This window comes from Anaeromyxobacter soli, from assembly GCF_022808855.1.
Taxonomy (GTDB): Bacteria; Myxococcota; Myxococcia; order Myxococcales; family Anaeromyxobacteraceae; genus Anaeromyxobacter; species Anaeromyxobacter soli.
The window spans coordinates 21,152-27,257 of sequence record NZ_JAKZLF010000048.1 but is presented as its reverse complement, the minus strand read 5'-3'; the positions used below and the strand labels follow the sequence as shown (position 1 = coordinate 27,257).

General features: G+C 72.7%; 6 protein-coding genes. 2 read left to right on the top strand and 4 right to left on the bottom strand.

Annotated elements, in window-relative coordinates:
* Positions 1 to 502: HNH endonuclease (locus tag MLV88_RS22005; protein WP_242361911.1), on the top strand; the 502-nt coding region annotated here is incomplete at its 5' end.
* Positions 503 to 906: 404 nt separating this feature from the next.
* Here the strand turns inward: MLV88_RS22005 and MLV88_RS22000 are convergent.
* Both MLV88_RS22000 and MLV88_RS21995 read right to left on the bottom strand, forming a co-directional pair.
* Entirely contained in the window at positions 907 to 1,953 is a 1,047-nt protein-coding gene (locus MLV88_RS22000; RefSeq protein WP_242341107.1) for a cytochrome c3 family protein, read from the bottom strand.
* The gene (locus MLV88_RS21995) at positions 1,953 to 3,284 is read right to left on the bottom strand and encodes a hypothetical protein (RefSeq protein ID WP_242341108.1); all 1,332 of its coding nucleotides are present in this window, start codon (positions 3,282 to 3,284) and stop codon (positions 1,953 to 1,955) included. The genes MLV88_RS22000 and MLV88_RS21995 overlap by 1 nt, the downstream gene beginning before the upstream one ends.
* Positions 3,285 to 3,519: 235 nt before the next feature.
* Between MLV88_RS21995 and MLV88_RS21990 the strand changes: the two genes are divergently transcribed.
* Entirely contained in the window at positions 3,520 to 4,023 is a 504-nt protein-coding gene (locus MLV88_RS21990; protein WP_242361910.1) for a TlpA disulfide reductase family protein, read from the top strand.
* Between the two features lie 3 nt (positions 4,024 to 4,026).
* Here MLV88_RS21990 and MLV88_RS21985 read toward each other — a convergent pair whose 3' ends face one another.
* Both MLV88_RS21985 and MLV88_RS21980 read right to left on the bottom strand, forming a co-directional pair.
* Entirely contained in the window at positions 4,027 to 5,799 is a 1,773-nt protein-coding gene (locus tag MLV88_RS21985) for a histone deacetylase family protein (protein ID WP_242341110.1), read from the bottom strand.
* A gap of 3 nt (positions 5,800 to 5,802) precedes the next feature.
* Positions 5,803 to 6,105, bottom strand: a complete 303-nt coding sequence (locus MLV88_RS21980) for a hypothetical protein (protein ID WP_242341111.1) — start codon at positions 6,103 to 6,105, stop codon at positions 5,803 to 5,805.
* Between the last annotated feature and the right edge of the window lies 1 nt (position 6,106).

The window sequence follows — 6,106 nt, the reverse complement described above, 5'->3', positions numbered from 1 at the left end:
GGTCCCGGACGGCGACCTCGCGGCGGTGCTTCACGAGGCGATCCGCTGCGCCATCCAGAAGCACGGCAAGCGCAAGGGCGCGGTCGCGCCGGAGCGGAAGACGAAGGGAGCGAAGCAGGCCGGGACGGCGAATGCCGCCGCGACGAAGAAGACCGAGAAGCCGCCGGCTGCGAGGACCACGATCCCGGCGATAGTGCGCCGCGCGGTGTGGAAGCGCGACGGCGGGCGCTGCGCCTGGGTCGGCCCGGACGGCTGCCGCTGCAACAGCCGCTGGAAGCTCGAGCTCGACCACATCCAGCCCGCCGCCCTCGGGGGACCGTCCACGATCGAGAATCTTCGGCTCGCCTGCCGAGCCCACAACCTGCTTCACGCGGAGAGCACCTTCGGGCGCGAGCACATGGATCGCTTCCGCCGCGACGCGGGCGATAGGCCATCGACACTCTCGCGCGCTGGCGCGGTGCCCCTGCGTCCCGGGATGCAGCTGGGCATGTGGGCGCCGTGATTTGCGGCCGCCACGGAGCTGGCGGAACCTCCGGCGAACCGGGATTGGGTTCGCAATGGCCGCGCGGCTAGAGCGTCGACTCGCCGCTCGCGTACTTCCGGGCTTCCGAACCCCTGCGCCCCCGCCGGTGACGCTCACCGCGCTGCCGCCCGCAGTGCTCCGCCCGGAGCGTTCCCGGCGCGCGCGTGCTGACCCGTCGATGCCCAGCCGGAGCGCGCGGTGCGCCGCTCGGCCGACGAAGCCGCTCCCTCGGTCAGCAGCCGAAAATGTGACGAATCCTGAGACTGCTTCCGTACGCCGCAGGCGCAAGGAGCGAGGACGCCCGCCGCAGGCCCGGTATCGTTCGCCGACGTGGAAAGGCCCGGGCCGCGCTTGGCGCGGCCCGGGCCGAGGATCAGCTCACGCTACGTGCCGTGGTGGCACGCCGCGCACATCGTGTTGTTCCGGCGGTCGTCGTCGTCGTGCTTGCGGAGGAACGTCCGCGGGTGCGGGTTCCCGCCCGCGCCGCCGACCTGGTGGCAGAGCACGCAGACCGAGTCGGCGCCCTGGTCGTGGCAGGCGGCGCAGCTCGAGATGTCGCGCCGGGCGGCGTCGCCGTGGAAGTTCCCGCTCGCGCGGTCGTTCGCCCAGCCGGCCTTCTCGTGCGTCGCGGGGACCCGCGAGCCGCTGAAGAGCTTCGTCAGGTTCTGCTGCTCGTGGCAGGACTCGCAGTACTTCTTGCCGTGGCAGCGCGAGCAGCTCGCCGGATCCTGGGCGGCCTCGATCATGTGGCGCGAGACGTAGTCACCGCGGTGGATGAAGTCCCGCTTCACCTCCTCGGGGAAGATGATCGAGGGGCGGGCGGCTGCCGTGGTGGGCGAGTGGCACTGCGAGCAGTAGGTCTGGTCGTGGCACTGCGCGCAGCTCTCCGCGCTCGGGCGCGCGAGCGGGCCGTGGAGCCGGAGCCAGTCGCCCTTGTGCGCGTACGCACGCTCGGGGAAGTAGCCCTTCAGGTCCACGTGGCAGGGCCGGCAGCGGCCCTCGTTGAAGTCGGTCTGGTGCTTGTGACAGGAGGTGCAGATGTCCATCGGCGGCGACCAGAACGGCTCACCGGCCTCCGGGAGCTTCTTGTGGCAGGTGTCGCACTTCCCCTTCACCGCGGCCTGGCCGAGGTGCTTGGCGTGCGAGAAGCTGAGGCGCGGCTCGATCGCGGCGGGCTTCGGCGCGGTCTTGTCCTCGTGGCACTCCTTGCACTTGTCGGTGGCGGGGAGGTGCCGCTGGGTGAGCGAGGTCGCCTTGTCGATCCCGGCGTGGCAGTCCGTGCACTCGATGCCCTGATCCACGTGGATCGAGTGCACGAACTCGGTCTCGGGCCGCTGGGCCTTCTCGTCCTTCTCGACCTTCTTCGCCTTGGCGCTGCAGCCCGCGGCGACGAGCGCGGCCGCGAGGACGACGGGGAGCGTGCGGTTCATTAGCGCACCTCCCGGATGCGGTAGGTCTGGTTGTAAACGAGCTTCGCCATGACGTCGTACGTCTGCTCCAGGAAGGGGGTCATGCCGGCGCGCCCCGCGACGACGGCGCTGAAGCCCTTGGCGAGCTCGACGCCCGCCGTGAGCGTGCCGGAGATCGAGTAGTCCTCGCCGTTCACCTGCTCGCGGAAGAAGTGGCCGAGCACGTCCGCCGCGGCGAAGAACTTGCCGAAGTCCTGGCGACCGAAGAGCCGGCCGCCGACGTACCCGTTCTCGAGGGCGTCCAGGTAGAACACCTCGGCGCCGGCGGCGGTCTCGCCGCGCTCCCAGTCGAGGCTTCCCTGGACCAGGTGGCCGTAGTAGTCGCCGTCCTCGCCGGGCTCGATGGCGAGGTGGTAGTCGGCCCCGACCTCGAGCCCGTGCTGGAGCTCGTAGCGGACGCCGCCGCCGATGTCGTTGCGGCGCTCGGTCGAGAAGACGGACAGGATCGAGTTCCGCGCCAGGAAGAGGTCCGGCGCGGTGAAGCGCCAGTCGGCCGTGAGGTGCAGCCGCGGCTTCACCGACCAGCTCACCGCCGCGTTCCCCTCGGAGAACCGCTCGTCGTAGAGGCTGTAGGAGCCGAAGCCGGAGAGGGTGAGGTTCTTCGCCAGCGGCTGGAGGCGGAAGTCCGCGCCGACCTCCTGGCGGACGGGGTCGCCGCCGTCCTCGACGAAGTTCGCCGAGGCGCCGACGTCGAGGCCGCGCCCCGCGTAGCCCGGGATGGGGACGAAGACCGCCGCGCGCCCGCCGTAGGCGAGATCGCCCGCGACCGGGTTCCAGCTGCGGACGCCGCTGCGCGTGCCGAACCGCTGCGACACCGGCGCGCCGGCGTAGCCGGAGAGGCGGAGGCCGAAGGGCAGCGTCACGATCGCCTCGCCGCCGTCGAGCTGGATCATCCGCGCGACGCCGGTCATGACGTGCGTCCGGCCGAGCCGGAGCGTCAGCGCGTCGCCGAGCAGGCGGCCCGAGAGGTAGCCCGTCATGACGTCGCCGGTCAGGTCCGAGCCCGTCCCGTTGTCCCAGCGCCGATCCGCGAGCTCGTACGAGCCCCAGGTCGAGACGACGAGCTGCAGGTCCTTCGCGATCGGGTTCGTCACGCCGCGCGCGGCGATGTTGAGGATCTCGTACGCGGGGGCGACGGTGACGAGCTCGGGCTTCTCACCCGGCACGCCGCCGCGCGTCTGCTCACCCACGGTGAGGAGCGTGGTCGAGGTCACCTCGACCGTGTCTGCCCGCACCGCGGGGCCGGCGAGGATCGCCAGTCCGAGGGCGATGACTGGTGTGATGTTGCGCATCAGGAGCTCACCTCGAGCGTGGGTGCGTCGCGGCAAGGCTCGGCGGATGCGCCGGCCAACGGCCGCGGAGTTCCGCGGACGATGACACAGGGTGCTTCGCTCAATCTTGTCGAAGATCATTTACACCCCGGAAACCTCCGTTGCGGTACGGGATTTCCATCGCCGGGGCGGGCGTCGGCGCGGGTGGACGCAGCGTGAAGCCGGCGCCCCCGCGGCCCCCGATTATGATGTGACGATGCGCCGCGCTCTCGTCCTCCTCGCTCTCCTCGCCACGGCCTGCGCCGGAGGGCGCACCGTCCAGCGCTCCCCCCTGATCGGCCAGCGCGCGGAGCTCACCGCGGAGGACCTGGCGGGGCGGGAGGTGCGGGTCCCGGGCGACTCGGCCGGGAAGGTGCGGATCATCGACTTCTGGGCGAGCTGGTGCGAGCCGTGCCGCGAGCAGCTCCCCCTCCTCGACCGGCTCGCCCGCGACTACGCCTCACGGGGGCTCGCCGTGTACGGCGTCGCCTTCGACGAGGACCGCGCGATGGTGGAGGCGTTCCTCTCGGCGACCCCGGTGTCGTTCCCCATCCTGTGGGACCGCGGCGGGGGCCGCCTCTCGGCGCCGTTCTCGATCAGCCGGTTGCCGACGACCCTCCTCGTGGACCGCGCCGGGGTCGTCCGCTTCGTCCACCTGGGATACGACGTGGCGGAGGGGCGAAAGCTGGAGGGGGAGGTCCGCGAGCTCCTCGGGGAGTGACCGTCAGGAGCGGGCTTCCGGAGCGGGCGGCACGGGCGCCGGCACGAGCGAGAACCGCACCCGCTCCCGCTCGCGCTCCACCTCGCCCGCGTCGGCGGGCGACTCGCGCAGCCAGTACGCCATCTCGTCCGCCTCCCACGTGTACGGCTCGCCGTCCATGAGCACCCGCCCCTCGGCGACCGCGTTCGTCGCCTCGAGGAGCGGCACGTGGGCGAGGTCGCGGATGAGCGCGTCGAAGCGACCCTGCCGCTCGGGGTCGATGAAGGCGAACGCGTAGCGGGCGGCGTAGGCGGTGTGGAAATAGGCCGGCCGGAACACGACCCCGCCGAGGCCGAGCCGGACCGCCATGCGCGCGAGCATCGTGCCCGCCTCGCGCGCGAGCCCGAGGCCGGGAACGTCCTGGCCGGGGAGGCGCGGCCGGCGCTCGCTGAACTGCGCGCGCGGGTTCCGCAGCGAGAGCCAGTGGATGTACAGGACCTCCACGCCGAGGACCCGCCTGCGCTCGAGGACGAGCTCCACGAGCACGTGCTCCTGGGCCTCCGACTCACCGTACAGGCGGACCCGCTCGCCGAGGCCGGTGGAGTCGAACGTGACGCGGAACTGCCGGTACCCGAGCCGCTCGAGCTGCGCGAGGATCCCGTAGCGGAAGAGCGCGTGCTCCATCCCGGAGGCGGTGTAGAAGCCGAGCAGGAGCCGCTGCCGGTGCGGCCGGATCCCGAGCGCCTCCTCGAGGTCGTCGGCGGTGAGCTCGCCCTGTTCGGTGAGCTCGCCCGGCGACATCTCGCGGGACAGCACGGTGAAGCGCGCGCCGAGGGGGTCGTAGTCGGCGGGGATGGGCTCGGAGGAGCCCGCCGCGAGCGCCATGCCCGTCCCGGCGAGCACGCGCCAGGCGAGGCTGGAGTAGCCGCCGGCGGGCAGCCACACCGTCGGGACCCCGTCGAGCTCCGTCGCCACGAGGAGATCGCGCTCGCGGACCCCCTCGAGCGTGAGCCCGAGCTTCCCGAAGCGATCCCCCTGCAGCACGTCGCCCCCCGCGAGCACGAACGCGAGCTGCGGGCGCGGCATCCGCTCGAGGAGGGCGGTGAGCGCCTCGAGGTACGCCGCGTCGCCGGCTCCCTCCGGCAGGACCGTCTCGTCCACGTCCTCGAGCGGGCCCCAGTCGGATCCGGAGATGGAGCCGATCCAGCGGTCGCGGTCCCGGGCCAGGCAGGCGGCGATCCCGTCGGGCGGGTGGGCGTCGAGATCGAGCACCGCGACGCGCGCCGAGAAGCCGTCCTCGCGCAGCGCCGCCACCGCGACGGCCACGTCGTTCACCGGGCAGAAGCCGCCCGCCGCGCCGGGGGCGGCGTGATGGAATCCGCCGAGCAGGTTCAGGGCGGGGTGCTTCGTCCGGAGCGTCTCCCGCGCCGCGGCCAGGGTGGCGCCGCAGGCGAGGCGGATGGTGGTCATGACCTCGTCCACCGGCACGTCGGACGGGTCCACCGCGAAGATGTGGGCCATGGTCGCGGGCCGCCCGAGCGACTCGAGCAGCTCGGGCGTGTGGACGCGGGCGAGGTCGTCGTAGGCGATGCGGCGGGGCGCGTGCACCGCGCTCGCGGGCACGGCGCCGCACTCGCGCAGCCACCACATGACGAAGTCGGCGCGGCGCGGCTCCATCCCCGCGCCGACCTCGAGCCCGGACAGCGGCAGGCGGTAGCGCGGGTCGTACCAGACGCTCACCTCCCGGCGGTGAAGCCAGGAGCGGAGCCGGTAGAGGAGGGTGCGGGCCCGCAGCAAGGGCTACCGGTGGCCCGGCGGCGCGAACGGCGGCTCGCCGCCTCCCTTCGGCACGTCGGCGCCGAGCTTCGCGCGCGAGGCGCGGGCGGTGCGGGCCGCGAGCCACCAGCCGATGACCGTCTCGAAGGCGATCCAGGCGATGGCGATCCAGGCCGCCCGCACGAGGAGCCCGAGCCCGGTGGCGCAGCGGGCGTACTGCTCGTCGAACGTGCGCGCGTAGTCCCCGAGGAACGGCGTCGCACGGACGGTGTACCCGATGATGAAGATGAGGAAGATCGTGCGCAGGATCGCGAGGAGCTTGAGCATG

Bases quoted from the DNA above. Each gene is read 5' to 3' on its own strand.
- MLV88_RS22000 (WP_242341107.1), bottom strand. From the start codon at position 1,953: ATGAACCGCACGCTCCCCGTCGTCCTCGCGGCCGCGCTCGTCGCCGCG.
- MLV88_RS21995 (WP_242341108.1), bottom strand. From the start codon at position 3,284: ATGCGCAACATCACACCAGTCATCGCCCTCGGACTGGCGATCCTCGCC.
- MLV88_RS21990 (WP_242361910.1), top strand. From the start codon at position 3,520: ATGCGCCGCGCTCTCGTCCTCCTCGCTCTCCTCGCCACGGCCTGCGCC.
- MLV88_RS21980 (WP_242341111.1), bottom strand. From the start codon at position 6,105: ATGCTCAAGCTCCTCGCGATCCTGCGCACGATCTTCCTCATCTTCATC.